The 16,828-nt window shown below is 42.6% G+C and carries 19 protein-coding genes and 2 tRNA genes; 7 read left to right on the top strand and 14 right to left on the bottom strand.

Translation table 11 applies throughout. From position 1 onward, the window contains the following. Positions 1–390 precede the first annotated feature (390 nt). Positions 391–552 (bottom strand): hypothetical protein, encoded by a 162-nt coding sequence (locus tag BKH46_RS09475; protein ID WP_172402569.1) that lies wholly within the window; start codon positions 550–552, stop codon positions 391–393. Positions 553–701: 149 nt separating this feature from the next. Between BKH46_RS09475 and BKH46_RS05450 the strand changes: the two genes are divergently transcribed. The 7 genes from BKH46_RS05450 (at position 702) to BKH46_RS05420 (ending at position 5,145) form a co-directional block, all read left to right on the top strand. Continuing rightward, on the top strand, positions 702–926 hold the full coding sequence (locus tag BKH46_RS05450) for a type II toxin-antitoxin system HicA family toxin (RefSeq protein WP_095225822.1): 225 nt from the start codon (positions 702–704) through the stop codon (positions 924–926). 1 nt (position 927) lies between these two features. Then, positions 928–1,293 (top strand): type II toxin-antitoxin system HicB family antitoxin, encoded by a 366-nt coding sequence (locus tag BKH46_RS05445; protein ID WP_095225821.1) that lies wholly within the window; start codon positions 928–930, stop codon positions 1,291–1,293. A gap of 792 nt (positions 1,294–2,085) precedes the next feature. After that, positions 2,086–2,502 (top strand): nucleoside-diphosphate kinase, encoded by a 417-nt coding sequence (ndk, locus tag BKH46_RS05440; protein WP_095225820.1) that lies wholly within the window; start codon positions 2,086–2,088, stop codon positions 2,500–2,502. A 6-nt stretch (positions 2,503–2,508) separates the two neighbouring features. Next, on the top strand, positions 2,509–2,862 hold the full coding sequence (locus BKH46_RS05435; protein WP_095225819.1) for a hypothetical protein: 354 nt from the start codon (positions 2,509–2,511) through the stop codon (positions 2,860–2,862). Between the two features lie 16 nt (positions 2,863–2,878). Beyond that, positions 2,879–3,028, top strand: coding sequence for a 50S ribosomal protein L32 (rpmF, locus tag BKH46_RS05430; protein ID WP_095225818.1), 150 nt, complete (start codon positions 2,879–2,881; stop codon positions 3,026–3,028). 91 nt (positions 3,029–3,119) lie between these two features. Further along, entirely contained in the window at positions 3,120–4,139 is a 1,020-nt protein-coding gene (plsX, locus tag BKH46_RS05425) for a phosphate acyltransferase PlsX (RefSeq protein ID WP_095225817.1), read from the top strand. A 13-nt stretch (positions 4,140–4,152) separates the two neighbouring features. Beyond that, entirely contained in the window at positions 4,153–5,145 is a 993-nt protein-coding gene (locus BKH46_RS05420; protein WP_095225816.1) for a beta-ketoacyl-ACP synthase III, read from the top strand. Positions 5,146–5,705: 560 nt separating this feature from the next. Here the strand turns inward: BKH46_RS05420 and BKH46_RS05415 are convergent. The 13 genes from BKH46_RS05415 to BKH46_RS05355 form a co-directional block, all read right to left on the bottom strand. Further along, positions 5,706–5,963 (bottom strand): type II toxin-antitoxin system RelE/ParE family toxin, encoded by a 258-nt coding sequence (locus BKH46_RS05415; protein ID WP_095225815.1) that lies wholly within the window; start codon positions 5,961–5,963, stop codon positions 5,706–5,708. Beyond that, entirely contained in the window at positions 5,960–6,181 is a 222-nt protein-coding gene (locus tag BKH46_RS05410; protein ID WP_095225814.1) for a DUF6290 family protein, read from the bottom strand. Before BKH46_RS05410 ends, BKH46_RS05415 begins: the two co-directional genes overlap by 4 nt. 872 nt (positions 6,182–7,053) lie before the next feature. Beyond that, positions 7,054–7,130: transfer RNA gene (locus BKH46_RS05405), tRNA-Met, on the bottom strand. 42 nt (positions 7,131–7,172) lie between these two features. Then, positions 7,173–7,247: transfer RNA gene (locus BKH46_RS05400), tRNA-Gln, on the bottom strand. A gap of 189 nt (positions 7,248–7,436) precedes the next feature. Beyond that, on the bottom strand, positions 7,437–7,790 hold the full coding sequence (rplT, locus tag BKH46_RS05395; RefSeq protein ID WP_095225813.1) for a 50S ribosomal protein L20: 354 nt from the start codon (positions 7,788–7,790) through the stop codon (positions 7,437–7,439). A gap of 92 nt (positions 7,791–7,882) precedes the next feature. Then, entirely contained in the window at positions 7,883–8,077 is a 195-nt protein-coding gene (gene rpmI, locus BKH46_RS05390) for a 50S ribosomal protein L35 (RefSeq protein ID WP_095225812.1), read from the bottom strand. Between the two features lie 26 nt (positions 8,078–8,103). Next, positions 8,104–8,619 carry a translation initiation factor IF-3 gene (infC, locus tag BKH46_RS05385; protein WP_095225811.1) on the bottom strand — a complete coding sequence of 172 codons (516 nt, stop codon included), beginning with the start codon at positions 8,617–8,619 and terminating at the stop codon, positions 8,104–8,106. Then, positions 8,616–10,427 carry a threonine--tRNA ligase gene (gene thrS, locus BKH46_RS05380; RefSeq protein WP_095225810.1) on the bottom strand — a complete coding sequence of 604 codons (1,812 nt, stop codon included), beginning with the start codon at positions 10,425–10,427 and terminating at the stop codon, positions 8,616–8,618. The genes infC and thrS overlap by 4 nt, the downstream gene beginning before the upstream one ends. A 156-nt stretch (positions 10,428–10,583) precedes the next feature. Then, entirely contained in the window at positions 10,584–11,903 is a 1,320-nt protein-coding gene (locus BKH46_RS05375) for a sigma-54 dependent transcriptional regulator (RefSeq protein WP_095225809.1), read from the bottom strand. After that, complete coding sequence (locus BKH46_RS05370; RefSeq protein WP_095225808.1) at positions 11,900–12,637, bottom strand: hypothetical protein; 738 nt, start codon at positions 12,635–12,637, stop codon at positions 11,900–11,902. The genes BKH46_RS05375 and BKH46_RS05370 overlap by 4 nt, the downstream gene beginning before the upstream one ends. Continuing rightward, positions 12,634–15,111, bottom strand: a complete 2,478-nt coding sequence (gene gyrA / locus BKH46_RS05365; protein WP_095225807.1) for a DNA topoisomerase (ATP-hydrolyzing) subunit A — start codon at positions 15,109–15,111, stop codon at positions 12,634–12,636. Before gyrA ends, BKH46_RS05370 begins: the two co-directional genes overlap by 4 nt. Positions 15,112–15,177: 66 nt before the next feature. After that, the gene (locus tag BKH46_RS05360) at positions 15,178–15,564 is read right to left on the bottom strand and encodes a diacylglycerol kinase (protein ID WP_095225806.1); all 387 of its coding nucleotides are present in this window, start codon (positions 15,562–15,564) and stop codon (positions 15,178–15,180) included. A 54-nt stretch (positions 15,565–15,618) separates the two neighbouring features. Further along, positions 15,619–16,755: a hypothetical protein gene (locus BKH46_RS05355; RefSeq protein WP_095225805.1), complete on the bottom strand. Its 1,137-nt coding sequence runs from the start codon at positions 16,753–16,755 to the stop codon at positions 15,619–15,621. Positions 16,756–16,828: the final 73 nt, after the last annotated feature.

The following is a 16,828-nucleotide window of genomic DNA, read 5'->3' as shown; positions in this document are numbered from 1 at the left end:
CCAAGCAGACAAGATTGTCCAAGACATTGACAACAATCCTAAGTCTTATGCTGTGATGTATGAGGTGAAGTAAGTCCCTTTGCCTTTAAGGGAGAGTAAAGTAAGAGGGGCTTTCAAAGATAAGGGGATTTCCTTGTAACCTCGCTCGCCCTTGCTTTTCTTTTAACAAAACAATAAAGACTTTTATTTCTTTCTTTCAAAAAAGGGGTTTATCCTCCCCTAACACAATGGGTGGGAGGGTCAAGACCTTTACCCCCAAAAAACTCTTTTTTCTCCCAAACCATCATTATGCGATGGAGGGGAAGCTCGCAACTTCCCCCTATCTATTTTTATTGGGATTTCTTTATGAAATCCTAAGACCACTTCAGGGACTAAAAATCCCTTGCGTTCCTAAAGGATAGAGTTATGATAAGCAAAGCTTCTCATCAACTCGTTTTTAGAGGTTCGCACTTCTGTAGTCTTTTTTCTGGCTTTTTGCACCCTTGCTGAGGGCGAGCAAAGACACAGCAATCCGAGGTTTTCTGCCTTTGTATTTGCCTTTCGCCTTTGCATTTGCTTTTCTGCCTTTAAGCGTGGCAGGGGTAAGGGGGTTTCAAAAACCAGAAGACTCCCAACAAACAGCATATAAGTAATAGCAATAAGGGGTGTTGATTTAAGACTAATGTGTATAATATACTGATAGATCCAATCAAGGCAGTGGTGTGAGTTCCAAAGATAAGGCTTTAAAAAATATGAAAAATAACCCTAAAAACATAAGTTTTGAGGAGTTAAAAAAGGTCTTAGAGCAAAATGGCTTTGTTTTAGACAGAATCAAGGGAAGTCATCATACTTTTTATAGAGGCAATCAGACCCTAACAATCCCATACAACAAGCCCATTAAGGCTATCTATGTTAAGCTAGTCTTGAGTGCTATTTTAGGAGAGTGAAATGAAAAAAGATTTGAATTACTATTTAAACTTGCCTTATGATATTGTTGTCAAAAAGCATTCTCAAAGCGATGGTGGAGGATATGGGGCGTTTATGCCTGATTTTAAGGGTGTAGCATTTTTTTATGGTGATGGAGAAAGCCCAGAGGAGGCTATCAGAGATTTGCAAAATGCTTTTGAGGCTACGCTTGAAAGTATGCTTGGGAGGGGGGAATTTATCCCAGAGCCTACAGAAGATAAATCTGTGCGCGTAAATATCACCTTGCCTACTCGTATTGTGAATATTCTTGATGCTAAGGCAAAGGAGATGTGTTTGAATCGTTCTGCTTTGATAGCAGAGCTTACTAGAAAGGCTTTTATGCAATAAGTTTGGTTGCTTAGGCGCAGTTTTTAAAGATTGCTTTTGCTCGCCCTAAAGCCAAGGGTGCAAAAAGACAGAGAAAAGACTACAGAAGTGTAAAACCTCTAAAAACGAGTTGATGAGAAGCAAAGCTTATCATAACTCTATCCTTTAGGAACGCAAGAGGGCTTAGCTCTCTGTAGTGGTCTTAGGATTTCATAAAGAAATCCCAGATAAAAATTAAATAGAGGGAGGATTGCGAGCTTCCCTCCTTGTTTGCCGAAAAAAAGAGTTTTTCGGGGCTAAGGAGGGGTTAGGGGTAGATAAACCCCTTTTTTGAAAAGAGAAACAAAAAATCTTTTGAAAGAGAAAAACCTTTAATGTAATTTGTTGAAAGAACGCAAAAACCTCCTTGGGGTAAATGTTTTGACCCACCCACCCACTATGTTAGGGGAGGATAAACCCCTTTTTTGAAAGAAATAAAAAGAGCTTTTAGACTGAAAGAGTGGTCTTAGGATTTCATAAAGAAATCCCAATCCCCTAAAACCGAGTTGAGCGACCAACGCAGTTGGGGCTAACTCTATCCTTTAGGAACGCAAGGGATTTTTAATCCCTGAAGTGGTCTTAAGGATTTCATAAAGAAATCCCAATAAGAATAAAATTAAACATAAAAATCAAATTTTAGGGCAGTCAAACCCTCTTTTTGACTCTTAAAAATAAGATTTTGACAAGAAATTCTCATTTTAAGCATTTTAACATACGAATTTTAGTTATAATAACAGCTTGATTTATAGACTTCAAGTTTAAAGAGGAGCATTCATGAAAGAGCAGACGCTTTCAATCATCAAGCCCGATGCAGTCAGAAAAAATGTTACAGGTAAAATCATTGACCGATTTGAGTCCAATGGTCTAAGAGTCGCAGCGAGCAAAAAAATCCATCTTTCTGAGTGCGAGGCCAAGGCTTTTTATCAAGTCCACGCAAGCCGACCTTTTTTCAAGGATTTGGTGCAGTTTATGGTGAGTGGGCCTGTTGTTGTGATGGTTTTAGAGGGCGAAAATGCTGTGCTGAAAAATCGCGATTTGATGGGCGCGACCAACCCCAAAGAAGCTAAGGCAGGGACTATACGCGCAGATTTTGCTGAAAGTATCGACGCTAACGCTGTTCATGGCAGCGATAGCTTAGAAAATGCTAAAAATGAAATCGAATTTTTCTTTGCAAAAAAGGAGATTTTTTAGTTTCTAATGCAAATAGAAATGCGAAAAATCACGCAGACTCCCAAGCCCTTTACCCTAGAGTCAGAGGGGGTGACCTTAAGTGGAGAGCTCACGCGCAAGACATCAAAGCTCTTTTGTATGCGCGCTTCTTTGAAAGGGGCGTTGGAGGTGGTTTGTGATTTGAGTGGGGAGCAGTTTTTTCAAGCGATTGATACGGATTTGGTTTTGTATATTTCAGATGGTTTGTGGGATATGCAAAGCCAAAATTTGAAGCTTGATGACTTTGATGTCATTGAGTTTTTTGATGGCTTTATTGATATGGATTTTATTTTGCATAGCGAGATAGAGTCCATCAAGATGGATTATCACACCAAAGAATAAACACAAGGAGTTTCAAATGGCAGTCCCCGATAGGCGAGTGAGTAAGACAAGAGCTGCAAAACGACGCACACACTATAAAGTAAAGTTGGCTTGCCCCATACGCGATAAAGATGGGAGCTGGAAAATGCCCCACCATATCAACAAATTCAGTGGGTCTTACAAATGAGCCAGTTTGCGTGAAGTCCTATGCACAGAGTATTTGTATCGCAAAAACATAGAAAATGCGTGGAAATGCGTGGAAATGATGGAAAAAGCCAATGTTAAAAATAGTCATTGATGCGATGGGTGCAGACAACGGCGTTGCACCTATCATCGAGGGGGTCAAGAGGGCTTTGAGCCACAAGGAATTTCAAGCCATTTTAGTAGGGGACAAGGATCTGATCGCCCCTTTTATCTCTAGTGCGCTTGCCAAAAAGGTCGAGATCGCCCATTGCGCAGATTTTATCAAGATGGAAGAATCAGCCGCAGTCGCAGCCAAAAGAAAAGACTCTTCTATCTATGTAGGCAGCGAGCTTTTGAGAGAATCGCGTGCAGATGCACTTGTATCAGCAGGCCATAGTGGGGCGACGATGAGCCTAGCGACGCTCAAGATAGGCAGGATACAAGGGGTGTCACGCCCTGCTATCTGCACCTTAATGCCCTCAATCACTGATAGTCCGAGTATGATTTTAGACGCAGGGGCTAACACTGATTGCAAGCCAGAATATTTGGTGGATTTTGCTATTATGGGCTGTGAATATGCTAAAAATGTGATGGGCTATCCACGCCCAAGAGTGGGGCTTTTAGCCAATGGCGAAGAAGACTCCAAGGGCAACGAGCTGACTAAAGAGGCCTTTAAAATCCTGAAAAATTATGAATTTTTCAAAGGCAATGTTGAGGGCAACGATATATTCAATGGCAGTGTTGATGTGATTGTCTGCGATGGTTTTAGTGGCAATATCGTGCTCAAGGCTGCTGAGGGGGTCGCAGGCGCTATCAGCCATATCCTTAAAAGCGAGATCAAGTCTTCGTGGCTGCATATGCTCGGTGGGGCGCTCCTCAAAGGGGCGTTTGCAAACTTGAAAAAAAAGATGGACTACGCTGAATACGGGGGCGCACCTCTTTTGGGCGTGAATAAAACCGTTATCATTAGCCACGGCAAGAGCAACGCTAGAGCCATTGAATGTGCCATCTATCAAGCCCTAAGAGCGATCGAGTCGCAAGTCTGTGAAAAAATCGCCCAAGCCTTTGCTTTTAAAGCCCAAGCCAATCCACACAATCAATCAATAGCCAATTGATGGAAGATAATCAATGAAAAAATACGCATCTTTAAAGTCCATCGCCTCTTATGTCCCATCGAGATGTGTGGAAAACTCCGAATTTGAAAAGTTCCTAGACACTAGCAATGCGTGGATATCCAAGCGCACGGGTATCCAAACGCGCTATTTTGCTAGCGATGATGAAGAAAGCAGCGATTTAGGCACGCAAGCAGCTAGAGTCGCCCTCAAACGCGCAGGGCTAGACGCAAGCGATATCGACCTTGTGATTGTAGCGACCTTGAGTCCGGATTATTTGGGAATGCCCTCTACAGCGTGCTTACTGAGTGCAAAACTCGGTATCAAAAATCGCCCAGCCTTTGATATCACAGCTGCTTGCTCGGGGTTTATTTATCTGCTCGCTTTGGCGAAATCTTTTGTAGAATCAGGCGCGTATGCAAACATCTTGATTGTCGGCGCAGAGAAAGTCAGCAGCGTCTTAGACTTCAGTGATAGAGGGACTTGCGTGCTTTTTGGCGATGGGGCAGGCGCAGCAGTGATTGGCAGCACAGATAGCCTTGAGCGTTCCGTGCTTGATGTGCATATCGCTGCAGATGGCAGTTATTATGATTATTTGCTCACGCCAAGAGCCCTAAAAGAGAGCCACTTTATGCGCGCAAAGCCCAGTGTGCAGTGCTTGCAAATGAAAGGCAATGAAACCTTCAAACTCGCTGTCAAAACGCTTGCTAGCGATGTGAAAAACATTATGGCAAAAAACCACCTCACTCCCGAGGACATTAACTTTTTTATCCCCCATCAAGCAAACTTGCGTATCATCGCAGCTGTGGGCGACTTGCTCCATTTCTCTCAAAGCCAGATCATCACCACCGTGCAAAAATACGGCAACACCTCTGCAGCAAGTATCCCTATGGCTATCAATGATATTTATGAAAGCCAAACGCTCAAAAAAGGCGATCTTGTCCTCTTAGACGCCTTTGGAGGAGGGCTCACTTGGGGTTCAGCGTTGGTGTATTTTGATGGGGATTGAGGTTTTGGATTTGATTTTTGTCCTTTGAATCCTTGGCTTTGGGCGAGCGAATATGATTCAATCCGAGCTTTGCCTTTCGCCTTTCTGCATTTTGTCTTTCTGTATTTCGCCTTTCGCTCGCCCTCAGCAAGGGTGTTAAAAGACAGATTTAAGACTACAGAAGTGCGAACCTCTGAAAACGAGTTGATGAGAAGCAAAGCTTATCATAACTCTATCCTTTAGGAACGCAAGGGATTTTTAATCCCTGAAGTGGTCTTGGGGATTTCATAAAGAAATCCCAGATAAAAATTAAATAGAGGGAGGATTGCGAGCTTCCCCTCCATCGTATAATAATGGTTTGCCGAAAAAAAGAGTTTTTTCGGGGCTAAGGAGGGGGTAGGGGTGGATAAACCCCTTTTTTTGAGATTAGAAAAAAAAGTATTTTTGGATTTAATTTAGTTTGCTACTTGCTTGAGCGCTTGAAAGCTTTTTCTAAAAACTTTTTGTTTCTTTTCAAAAAACCCTATTTGACGAGCCAAGTCAATCAGCAAAAAAAGAAAATCTTTTTGGATAAACTCCCTCTACTCATAGACCTTGCTTCTATGGTCTATTTCTAAGCATAAGATGATTAATTCTTTGTCTTGTATATGGCAAATCAAGCGATAATCTTGCACACGATAACGCCATAAGCCCTTGAGGTTACCTGTGAGGGCTTTGCCTTTTTGGCGTGGGTTTGGGAGGGTTTGGAGCTCATCAAAAAAGCTACCTATCCTATCTTTTGTAACCGAATCCAATTTTTTAAATTGCTTGGATGCTTTATTGTCTAGGATAACTTTCATAAATTTAATTCTTTTTTAAGGTCATTCCAAGCAATCCCCTTGCGCCCTCCCTCCACATACTCCTGATAGGCTAGCTCGCCCTTTTTGTAATCTTCGATATCTTCGAGATATTCTAAGAGGGCTTGTTTGGCTAGCTCTTCTTGTGAGATGTTTTGTTCTTTAGCAATGTTATAAAGAATATTGTGTGCTTCTTTGGGTAGGTTGAGTGTGATATCCATTGCTTTGTTTCCTTAATCTTTTTTTCTTTTCTTTCTTTCTTGTTTTCTTATTTCCTTGAGTCATCTCTTTTGATAATCTCTCTTGAGTAATCCCTTGTGAGTAGTCCCTTTTAGGATAATCTCTTTTGGGGAGAAAGAAAGCTAGAGATTATAGGGATTATATCAAATTTCTAAAAATACTTTTTCAATTTCAAAAAAAAGGGGTATTTTCTGTGCTTTCGCTCGCCCTTGCCTTTAAGCGTGGCAGGGGTAAGGGGGTTTTTAAGGGGATTTAGGAGGTGCAAAGCTCAAATCAGCCCCCTTTAGCCCCTTAATGCGTAAGCAAAAAAAGTATTTGATTTTTATTTTGCCAAAGCTTGTTTTTTAATCCAAAATAACTTTTATATTCTTTTTTTTAAAAATACTTTTTCAATTTCAAAAAAGGGGTTTATCCTCCCCTAACATAATGGGTGGGTGGGTCAAAACCTTAGCCCCGAAAAAACTCTTTTTTTCTCCCAAACCATCATCAAACGATGGAGGGGAAGCTCGCTGTTATCCCCCCTATCTATTTAATTTTTATCTGGGATTTCTTTATGAAATCCTAAAGACCACTTCAGGGACTAAAAATCCCTTTCGTTCCTAAAGGATAGAGTTAGCCCCAACTGCGTTGGTCGCTCAACTCGTTTTTAGAGGTTTTGCACTTCTGTAGTCTTTTCTCTGTCTTTTTGCACCCTTGGCTTTAGGGCGAGCAAAGGCAAAAACCTTTTAAGCGCTCAAGCAACAAAATCAATCAAATCCTCGCCATCATAGCACTCTATAAGATTTAGGTAGTTTTGGAAAATGTCTGTGGATATTTTAGAAATGATTAGAAATAATCTATAAGAAAATAGCGATGGTGGCGGGAGGCGGATTTGAACCACCGACCTTTGGGTTATGAGCCCAACGAGCTACCGGACTGCTCTATCCCGCGACAAACTTTGATTAAAATATAATGGCAATCAAGTAAAAGAAGTGGCTGGGGTAAAAGGATTCGAACCTCTGAATGCCTGGACCAAAACCAGGTGCCTTACCACTTGGCGATACCCCAATAATGGATTGGAAGCAGAATTATATTCATTTTAATCAAAAAAGTCAATCTATAAACCCTAAAGCTGATAAAAATCTTCTCTCTTTTGAATCAAGGAGAGGGGTGCGGGATATGAGCCACGTTTTATAAAGCACCATATAAATACCATACAAAACGCCATAAGGCTCAAAATCCCCGCACCCTCGTGGTTTATCCGATAGCCTTTTTGGCTGTTTCTACAACTTTAGCAAATGCTTCAGGCTCACACATTGCCATATCAGCAAGTATTTTTCTATCCAGCTCGACATTGGCTAATTTCAAGCCGTGCATGAACTTTGAATAGCTGATGTTGTTGATTCTGCAAGCAGCGTTGATTCGGACAATCCAAAGGCTTCTGAAATCTCGCTTTTTTTGCTTCCTATCTCTGAAGGCATAATACATACTTCTTTCAAGCTGTTCTTTTGCTTTTCTGAAGTGCTTTCTCCTGCCGCTATAAAAGCCACGAGCGAGCTTTAAGATTTTTTTATGACGACGTCGTCTGACAACACCTGTTTTTACTCTCATTTTTTCTCCTTAACCTATCTGTAGTAGGTGTAGTCCTAGGGACTAAACTTGCCCTTTTCAAAAGGGGAGCCGCTATTGACCTTATGTCTGTATCAAGCCTTGCAAAGCAGTGCTTTTACAGAATCGATATTTGCACTATGGACATAGTGGGGTGCGTTCAAGTTGGCTTTTCGCTGGGGGCTTTTTTTGGTCAAAATATGACTTTTAAAAGCACTGCCGCGTTTGATGAGGTTTTTTTTGACCTTGAAGCGCTTGAGTGCACCACGATTTGTTTTCATCTTTGGCATTGTCGTTCTCCTTTCATAAGATAAAATTATTTTTTCTTTGGCACAAAAAGCCACGATACATATCTGCCCTCGGTTTTGGGTTCTTTTTCAGACGCAGCAATATCTTCGACCATCGCACACACGCGTTCTAATATCGCTAATCCTGCCTTGGGGTCGTTGTTTTCGCGCCCTTTTAAGACGACTTTGAACTTGACGTGCTTGCCCTCTTGGATAAATTCTCTGGCGTGCTTGACTTTGTAGTTGATGTCGTTTTGGGCTATCTGCGTGGATAGTTTGATTTCTTTGATTTCGATTTGCTTTTGCTTTTTCTTTGCTTCTTTGAGCTTTTTTTCGGCCTGATAGCGATACTTGCCATAGTCCATCACCTTGCACACTGGTGGGGTGGCATTAGGCGAGAGCAAGACTAGGTCTAAGCCTTTAGAGTTTGCAATTTTTTGCGCTTGGGCTGAAGAAATGATCCCAAATACTTCCCCATCATCTCCGATACACCTTACCTCTGAGAAATCAATCTCTTCGTTCAACAATACTTCTTCTTTACTCAAAAACGAACCTCTTTTATTTTGGTTTCTACCATATCAAAAAACTCCTCTTGTTTTAATTCATATTGTGTTTTTAGCCTTCTATCTCGGATAGATAGCGTTTGATTGGCGACTTCCTTTTCGCCGATAATAGCCACTAATGGCACACGTTGTTTTTCAGCGTTGCGAATTCTTTTGTTGAGGGTTTCATTTTTATCCATCACCTCTGCATACGCCCCTAGGGTCAATAAAGCCTTTCTGATCCCATCAGCATAGGCGATCTGCCCCTCTGCAATGGGGATCAAAACCACTTGTGTTGGAGCGATAAAAAACGGAAACTCCCCGCCAAAATGCTCTGTGAGTATCGCTATGAATCGTTCAAAAGAGCCCAAAATCGCACGATGTATCATCACGGGCTGTGCAAAAGTATTGTCCCCATCAGTATATTGGAGTCCAAAGCGCTCGGGGAGATTCATATCAATCTGCACAGTCCCACACTGCCATTTTCTGCCGAGGGCATCGGTGATTTTGATATCAATCTTAGGGCCATAAAAAGCGCCCCCACCCTCATCGGTGCGGTATTGGATATGGCGGCTTTCTAATGCCTTTTTGAGTGCTTCTGTAGCCATATGCCATACAGCATCGCTCCCGATGGATTGAGAGGGGCGTGTGGAGAGTTCCATTTCATAGGTAAAGCCAAATGCGCTCATGATTTTATGCGTGAAATCAATGATTTGACTCACTTCGCTCTCGATTTGATCGGGTCGGCAAAAGATATGCGCATCATCTTGAGTAAACTCCCGCACGCGCAAAAGTCCGTGCAACACGCCACTTTTTTCGTGCCTATGCACAATGCCGTATTCATAAAAGCGCAAAGGCAATTCACGATAGCTTCTCAAAGAGCTTTGATAGACTTTGATATGCCCCACGCAATTCATCGGCTTGATACCATATTCTACGCCATCGATCTCTGTAAAATACATATTTTCTTTGTAGTTGTCATAATGCCCGCTCACTTTCCAAACGCTGCTTTTTAAAATCTCAGGACCCCGCACAGGCTCGTATTCTCGGATAATGAGTGCTTGGGTCAAGAGCTCTTCGATCCTCCGACGAAGCCTTGCTCCCTTGGGTAGCCAGATAGGGAGTCCTGCGCCGATCTCTTCATCAAAGCTAAAAAGTTCCATTTCAAGCCCTATTTTGCGATGGTCGCGTTTTTTGGCTTCTTCGATTTGGTGCAAATAGGTATTCAAGCTTTCTTTATCAGCAAAGGCAATCCCATAAATGCGTGTGAGCATTTCTGCGTTTTCATCGCCTCCGAGATAAGCCCCTGCTAGTTTTGTGAGCTTGAAACTATGTAAAAACTTCGTATTTGGGAGATGGGGGCCTCTGCAGAGATCTTCAAAATCCCCTTGACAATACACGCCAAAGCTATCACCTTCTATCTTACTCATCACAGCTTGCTTGAGTTCATCATCTTGAAATTTACTCATAGCTTGCGTGCGACTTAAGGTCTGCTTTAAAATCGGCAAGCCCCTTTTGGCGATCTCTTTCATCTTTTTTTCGATAGTCCCGAGATCTTCTTGGCTGATTTTATGCGCTGTCTTGAAATCATAATAAAATCCCTCATCTACCACAGGACCGACAAAAAATTTCGCATCTGCATACAGCTCTTTGATCGCTTGTGCTAAAAGATGTGCGCAAGAATGTCGGATAATACTCAAGGCTTCTTTGGAATTATCAAAATAGATTTCTTTGCCCACAATCCCATCAGCTTGGGCAGTTTGCGTATCAAAGACCTCATCATTGCACAAAATACCAATCACTTCTGACATATAAAAATTACCTTTTTCCCATCAAAATTTTCATATCTATTTTGACTCAAAACCCTCATATCGTTGCAGCCTTTGCTCCAAAATACTTACAAAAGTTCTATCATAGCACAGATTCACTATAGTTTTGTTTAATCCTTGATAAATTCTCCCCATCTCTTAAATGTTTAGATTGTATTTGGCGATTTTGTGTTTCAATACTTCAAGTGCCATTCCTAGCACAGCTGCGCTCTTCTCTAAATCCCCTCCACAAGAAGCGCACACCTCGTAGATAAGCGCAGATTCAAGCTCAGCGATTTTAGAAGTCTTTTCTTTAGGGCTGCGGCCTTGTAAAAATAAATCTTTTTCTTCAATGCGCCCTCCCTCGCTCAAAATCGTCGCGCGCTCCACCACTGCAAGCAGTTCTCTGACATTGCCATACCACTCATAATCGAGCATTTTTGCCTTTGCCTCTTCTGAAAAAACCTTTGGTCCAAAGCCGTATTGCTCTAACGTGCATTGTAGTTTCCATTGCGCTAGGGGCAGTATCTCTTCTTTGCGGTCTTTGAGTGCGGGGATGTGGATAGGGATTGTTTGGAGGCGAAAGAATAAATCCTCTCTAAACTCCTTGTTTTGGACTTTGCTTTCTAAATTAGCATTAGTCGCAGAGATGAAACGGACATCGATTTTGATTGTTTTATTGCTCCCAAGGCGCGTGATTTCTTTTTCTTGGATCGCTCGGAGCAGCTTGCTTTGAAGACCAAAGGGCATTTCAGCGATTTCATCTAAAAATATACTCCCTTGATGGGCGCTCTCAAAAAGCCCTGCTTTGGCCGTGGTCGCGTCTGTAAAAGCACCTTTTTCATAGCCAAAAAGCTCTGATTCTAGCAAATGTTCGGGGATCGCAGCCATATTGATAGCGATAAAAGGGGCTTGCGCACGCATAGAATTTTGATGGATAAAATGCGCAAATACTTCTTTGCCTACACCACTTGGACCCAAAAGCAGCACGCTCGCATCTGTGGCAGCGACTTTTTTTGCAGTCTTTTGGGCAAGAGAGAGGGCAGGAGAAGTGGCGATGAAACGATGGGGTGCTTGGGCTTGGGTTTTGGACTTAGATGGGGGGGTTTTGGGGCGCATTTTTTGGAATTGTATGAATTTTTTGGTGCGATAGATGGCCTCAAGCAAAAGTTCGGGTTCAAAAGGTTTTTGAAAAAAGTCTTTGACTCCCAGACGAATCGATTCGATCGCCTTGTTTAAGGTCGCATTTCCTGTGATGACAATCGCTTCATAGCGCCCTTGCAAGACTCTTAGAAACTCTAGCCCGTCCATTTGGGGCATATTGATGTCTGTGATGATACAATCAAAACTCTCATCAAGTGCTTTGAGTGCGTCTTTTGGGTTCTTAAAACTCACGATTTCAAGGTCTTTATTTTCGCTAAAAAATATCTCCAAACCTTTACGCATATTGATATCATCTTCGATAATAGCCACCTTCATCTCTTCTCCTTATAAACTTCTAAAATCAAAAAACTATTGTCTAAATACGTCTCCACAGCGCGCGCAGGCAAGCTCAAAAGCGTTTTTGTCTGTATTTGTGTGCCATTGCTTGCAGTGTCATCATTGATACGCACACCGCTTTTATACAAACAAAGCAGCACTTTATCTTTTTCTTTTTCTAAAATCATTTTGAGGGCGCCTTTGGCATTATCATCGCCCAAAATATCCCCGATATGCGTATCAATGCGGCACACATAATCAAGCACATACCTCCCAGAATCTACATAACTCCTGATGGGCTCAGAGATACCATAACTATCGCCTTTGGCAATGCCATCTTGGACATACAAGCGATAAGAAATCAAAAATTCTTTTTTTGCAATGCCATCTTTTTCCCAAAATCCACTTGGCAGCTCCCATGCGTTTGGCAAAACTTGTGGCAATATCTGAGGTGGGCCTAAAAGCAAGCCCAAGGGAGGGTGCGCTGCGTTGTTAGAGGGCAGGAGAGCTTGAGAATCAAGAGTCTGCCCTAAGGGAAAAAAATCAAAAGGGAATAAAAAAGGTGCTATCGTTTGTGTATTGCTCGCTTCATTGCTGGCTTCTTGGCGCAACTCTATGTGAGGGAAAGGCTGGGGGAGAAGAGCAGGTGGAGGGTTTTTCCAAGTTTGGAAATCATAAGCCCCTAAAAAGAGCACGCTGCAAACTATCCCAAAAAATAAAATCTTAAATCTCACTCGCTCTCCAGAGTGTCGCTTTCCTCTCCATCGGGTATATCTTCTTTGGGGCAGCGGCTCACATAAGCGACCTTTTGGTCAGCAACATCGATAATTTTTACCCCGCTTGTATTCCTGCCTGCTTCTTTGATCGCTTCAATAGCAACACGAATCATTTTGCCATTGGTGGTAAGCACCATCAAGTCCATATTTTCATCATCGACATTGACTACGCTCACGAGTTTGCCTGTTTTGGGCGTGAGCTTCATAGCAATCACGCCTTTCCCTCCTCGAGTCTGCAAGCGATAAGCCCCTGCGAGGGTTTGCTTGCCGATACCTTTTTGGCTCACGGTTAAGAGCTTGTCTGTGTCGCCTGTGATGGTTGTAGCCCCGATGACAAAGTCTTCATTGGCTTTGAAACGAATACCCGTGACCCCTCGGCTCACGCGCCCAATCTCACGCACATCATTGACATTAAATCGGATACACATTCCTTGATAAGTAGCGATGAATAGCTCTTGAACGCCTTTGTCAATGATTTTAGCAGTCACTAACGCATCGCCCTCATCAAGATTGATAGCGCGAACGCCCACGCTTCTGATATTGCTGTATTCATTTAAATTGGTGCGCTTGACAATACCATTTTTGGTAAAAAATACCAAAGATTTATCGCTATTGAAATCTGTAGTCGTGATTGTCGCCATAATACGTTCTTCAGGCTGGAGGTTGATGAGATTGACAACAGCTTTTCCAATCGCTGTTCTGCCTGCTTCAGGTATTTTATAGACCTTGAGCCAATAGAGCTGTCCTTTATCAGTCACAAACATAATCGTATCGTGGGTATTGGCAACAAAAAATGATTCAATGAAATCATCTTCGTGGGTATTGCCTGAAATTTTGCCCTTGCCCCCGCGATTTTGCTTTTCATAGATTTTAAGCTGCACGCGCTTGACATAGCCGCGATGGCTCATTGTCACCACCACAGGTTCATTGGGAATCAGATCTTCAATATCAATCGCATCATAATCATCTTCGATTTGTGTTTTTCTTGGTGAGCTGAATTTGTCCTTGACTTCTAATAACTCTTCTTTGATGATAGCATTGAGCGTTTCTTCGCTCCTAAGGATTGCATTGAGTGAATCGATCAATGCAAGCAGTTGGGTATATTCTTGCTCAATTTTATCCCTCTCTAGCCCTGTGAGTCGCTGCAAACGCATTTCTAAGATGGCTTTGCTTTGGAGTTCTGAGAGTCCAAAGCTCTGCATTAAGCCGTTTTTAGCCTCTTCGGTGTCTTTGCTCGCGCGAATTAGCTTGATGACTTCTTCGATATGGTCTAGGGCAATCTTGAGTCCCTCTAAGATATGCGCTCTAGCCTTTGCTTTTTCAAGTTCAAATATCGTGCGCCGGATCACAACGGTCTTGCGGTGTGCGAGGAAAAGCTGCAAGAGTTCTTTGAGTGTGAATATTTTGGGTTCTTTGTTGTTGATAGCTAGCAAGATAATGCCAAAAGTATTTTCCATTGTGGTGGATTTATACAGATGGTTGAGCACAATCTCACTCATCGCTTCTTTTTTCAGCTCGATAACGACCCGAATCCCCTCGCGATCGGATTCATCTCTGACTTCAGCAATGCCTTCAATGATTTTGTCCTTAGCGAGCTCACTGATTTGTTCGACTAGCTTGGCTTTGTTGGTCTGATAGGGGACTTCATCGATGATAATGACATCTTTTGTCTTGGTCTTTTCGATATGCACTTTTGCGCGCACTCGGATACGCCCTCTGCCTGTTTTATAAGCGTCAATAATCCCTTGCTTGCCATAGATAATCCCTCCTGTAGGGAAATCTGGCCCTTGCACGCAATCCATCAAGTCTTCTAAAGAAGCCTCGGGATTATCCAGCACACAAATGAGCGCGTCAATGATTTCATCGATACGATGGGGCGGGATAGAAGTCGCCATACCCACAGCAATCCCACTTGAGCCATTGACTAAGAGATTGGGTATCCTGCTAGGCAGCACATCGGGTTCTTTGAGTGTGTCATCATAATTAGGGATAAAATCCACGGTATCTTTGTCAATATCTCTGAGTATCTCCTCGCTAGCTTGTGTCATTCTCGCTTCGGTGTATCGCATAGCAGCAGCATTGTCCCCATCGATAGACCCAAAGTTCCCTTGCCCATCGACAAGCTCAAGGCGCATAGAAAAGTCTTGTGCTAAGCGCACTAACGCATCATAAACGGCTATATCGCCGTGAGGGTGGTATTTACCGATGACATCTCCGACAATTCTTGCGCTTTTTTTATACGCTACCCTAGAGGTCAATCCTAGCTCACTCATTGCATATAAAATCCTGCGATGCACAGGCTTAAGCCCGTCTTTAGCATCAGGGAGCGCTCTCCCGATGATGACACTCATCGAATAATCAAGATAACTTTCCTTGATGGAATCATCAATCTTCACATCTACAACACTCGTATTGTCCAACAAATTATCCATTATCGCTCCAAAATATTCTAATTATCATTGCATTTTAGCTTATTTTTGCTTAAAGGGTGGAGCAAACTACACATACCTCCACCACAAAAAGCCAATCCACACGCCCACCCAAAAGACCAACGCCACCAACTGGGCTGCACTCCCCATATCTTTAGCCTTTTTGGCTAGGGGGTGGAGGTTTGTGCTAGTAAAATCGATAGCATTTTCAATCGCGCTATTGATGAGCTCCACCAAAACAGAAAGCACACAAGGCAAAACAAGCAAGACCCACTCTACCCACGATCTGCCCACAAAAATTGCTGCGATTCCACACAAAATAGCCAATATCAAGACCTGCCTGAACGCTGCTTCCTCTCTCCAAGCTGCGCTCAGCCCATCTTTGGAATAAAAAAACGCTGCGACTACGCGTTCAAAACCTTTTTTGCCTTTTTTTGTGTTTTTATCTGGTTCCATCGATCTAGCTTACTATTTTTATGATTGCTATTTGCTTTGTGTCATATCGCCATATCAGTGCGTAGTATCTGATTTATCTGATTTGGAGGGCTTAGCGGGCTTATCTGGGGCTTTAAGTGCTTGGGTGCTAACTTGGAGATTATAATGATTAAAAACCTTTGCAAGCAATCGCTGCTGTGTCCCTAGCTTGGTGAGATTGCTGATGGTATCAGGAGTGAGGGAAAAATAAGGGGCTGGGTTATTCTTAGGTATGAGTTGTATTGATACTTCAGACACTTCACCTTCTGCCATCGCAACAATCCCATCAAAAAATTGCTGCAAACCATATGCATATGGCCCGACTCCAAGCCCACTAAAGGTCAGACCAAAGTCAATAAACCCTCTGATATTTTCTAAGGCCTGATGATAGGCTTTTGTATCAAATGGTATTTTTGTTTTGGGGTGGTGTTGGCGATAGTCGGCTTCTAGTATCGGATAGAGCGTGTCTTTGAGATGAGAAGATGTGAGGACAAAGGCTATATGATCGATAGCAAAATCAGCTTGGAGCTCTCCACTGCTGAGCTTATCTAATAAACTCAAGCTGCCATAATATGAAATCATCGCATTTAAAATCGTTTTATCAGCAAAATCAGGGCTTTTAACCCGTCCATCAAAGCTATAGCGGTATTGGATACCTTGGGCTTTAAAGGTGCATTGGCGCTGGGAAGAAACTGCACCGCTGTGTTTGTCAGAAACGATGTCTTTTTCGTGGCAGACAAAAGACTCAGGCATAAGCACTGTGTATAAATCAAGCAATTCTTGGTTCTTGCTCTCTTGAATCGCCTTTTGTATCCCGCTAAAAGAGAGATGATCTGCCCCTAAAGAGATTTGCATTGAGCCTGTTTGTATCTCATCAATATGCAATGCAAGCCCTGCTACCTTGGCTACTTCCTCGCCTGTATGGCTATCGATGAGAGTGATGTGCTTGCTGATACATTGATAACTACTCATGCCTAAGCATACAAAAGGTGCATATGATATATTTAAGCCCCTTTGTGTGTATGTATTGACAGCTTGGGAGAGATGGTCGTTGAGCGTGAGTTCTAGCTCGGCTCTGATTTTAGAGCTAAGCTGATAGCTCACGCCCAAAAGTGCGATAATCACCAAAGCCCCTAGTGCGAGCAAAACAATCATTATCTTTTTATTCAGCATAAACATACCCTTGAAATTTTGGTTAAAGAGATTATAGCAGAAGTAGAGAAATCCTCCCTTTAAAAGAGAGGAT

The sequence above is a fragment of the Helicobacter sp. 12S02634-8 genome (assembly GCF_002272865.1).
Lineage (GTDB): Bacteria > Campylobacterota > Campylobacteria > Campylobacterales > Helicobacteraceae > Helicobacter_J.
The sequence above is the reverse complement of the archived record's forward strand: the minus strand, read 5'-3'. Positions and strand labels throughout refer to the sequence as shown.